Origin of the sequence: uncultured Capnocytophaga sp. (genome assembly GCF_938029845.1) — a bacterium.
Taxonomy (GTDB): domain Bacteria; phylum Bacteroidota; class Bacteroidia; order Flavobacteriales; family Flavobacteriaceae; genus Capnocytophaga.
Genome location: NZ_CALHGG010000007.1, coordinates 1 through 1,909 on the forward strand (window position 1 = coordinate 1; position 1,909 = coordinate 1,909).

1 protein-coding gene and 1 pseudogene are annotated in these 1,909 nt (G+C 42.6%); both read right to left on the minus strand.

What is annotated here, in order from left to right; genetic code table 11:
• Nucleotides 1-152: 152 nt before the first annotated feature.
• Nucleotides 153-1,100 (minus strand): methionyl-tRNA formyltransferase, encoded by a 948-nt coding sequence (fmt, locus tag Q0625_RS00390; protein WP_298822926.1) that lies wholly within the window; start codon nucleotides 1,098-1,100, stop codon nucleotides 153-155.
• Nucleotides 1,101-1,163: 63 nt separating this feature from the next.
• Nucleotides 1,164-1,909: pseudogene (locus Q0625_RS00395) on the minus strand (dGTPase); the annotation flags it as partial.

The window sequence follows — 1,909 nt, forward strand, 5'->3', positions numbered from 1 at the left end:
TAAAATAAATACTTAAATCGTTAAATACAGTACAAAAGTAAGGTTTTTATTGAGAAAACCAACAACTTAATACGAAAATTCATTGAAAATGAGAAACTTTATCATTTTATTAGTTGTTACTTTATTTTTTTATGAGAAAATGACCTAAATAATCAAGCGAAAAAATCTCCTTCTGCAAAGTGAAACCCATTAAGAAACTCACGACCGCTCATTCGTTTTTTGGAAGGAAACTGCAAACTTTCTATTCGCAAAAAGCCTCCTTGAACAGCTACCTCTATATGCCTATCTTGTACACACACACTCCCTATCGGAAGCGTATGAGTGGCCTCCTGTGGGGTTGCCTCATATATCTTGACTGTATACACCTCATCCTCATGGTGAAGCTCTGCCCATGCAGTGGGATAAGGAGCCATACCGCGTACAAACCTATCTATTTCAGCAAGTGATTTTTCCCAAGGTATATGAGCCGTCTCCTTATGTATCTTAGGTGCTGCCTTTTCTACTATTGGCTGTGGCTGAGGCTGAGGAACTGCCTTATCTGAAGCGATTAGAGCCAGCGTATCCACTACCAAGTCAGCCCCTACTACCATAAGCTTGTCATGAAGTGTACCTGCGGTTTCCCTTTCGGTGATGGCTACTTCCTTTCTCAGGAGAATGGCTCCTGTATCTATCTGCTCATCAATAAGAAAGGTCGTTACCCCTGTGATTGTTTCCCCATTGATAATTGCCCAATTGATAGGAGCTGCCCCCCTATAATCGGGAAGTAAGGAAGCGTGTAGGTTGAAAGTACCCTTTCGGGGCATCTGCCAAACCACCTTAGGAAGCATACGAAAAGCTACCACCACTTGAACATCAGCTTGAAAGCCCTTAAGGGCGGCAAGAAAAGCCTCATCCCTGAGGGAGACAGGTTGCAATACAGGTATCTGTTGGGAAAGAGCATACTTCTTGACAGAGGACTCTTGTAGTTTCTGTCCGCGCCCTGCCGGCTTATCGGCCACTGTTACCACAGCTACCACTTGTAAGCCTTCTTCCACCATGCGTTGGAGTATCCCCGTTGCAAAATCAGGAGTACCCATAAATATAATACGTAAATCTTTCATCTGTAATTAGTTGTTAGTGATTAGTGAATAGCTATTCTTCACTATTCAGTTCTAATTTTTCATTTAAAGAATACCATTGAGCTTAGAATGTAACTTAGTAGTCTGTGTATCGGTAAGGCTAGCTACATAACAGGTAACAGCCAATATCTGCTCATAGAGTCCCTCCTGCTCCTGCAAGTAACGTGCTGGAATGGTCTTGAGGATAATATGGTCATAGGACGAGGTGTTGCCGTGCCATTTGTGATATACCGCCGTAAAATACACTCTTAGCAAATGCTGGAGAATGGCATACCCTGCCAGCTCTTTCTCCACTACCTGTGGCGACTGATAGATATTACCTACACTGAGATCTATAATATCCTTAATTTGATTCTTATACCTACTTTTTTCCAAGAGCGAAGTGGTCATCTCTCCTCTTAGTAGGCTTTCTTCATTTTCCTCAAAGAGTGTTACCGCCTCCCCTATCAGTGTACCTATGGAAAGAGCGCGCAGATAGGCTACCCTATCCTGCTTGTGAGTGAGTTGGTAATATTTTTGAGTGATATTCTCAGGCTTAATCCTACTTCCTCGTATAAGCTGTATCAAGTATTCCAAAGCATTGTCCTCGGGAATCCATCCCAAGTTGATACCATCTTCAAAATCAATGAGGGTATAGCAAATATCATCGGCAGCCTCCACCAAGAAAGCCAATGGATGACGTACATAGCGCCGCTCATCTCCCTCCCCTATGGGCAACAAAGAAAGTTCTTGAGCTACCTCATGGAAGAAGGCCTTATCGGACTGGAAGATATTATACTTCTTATCATATA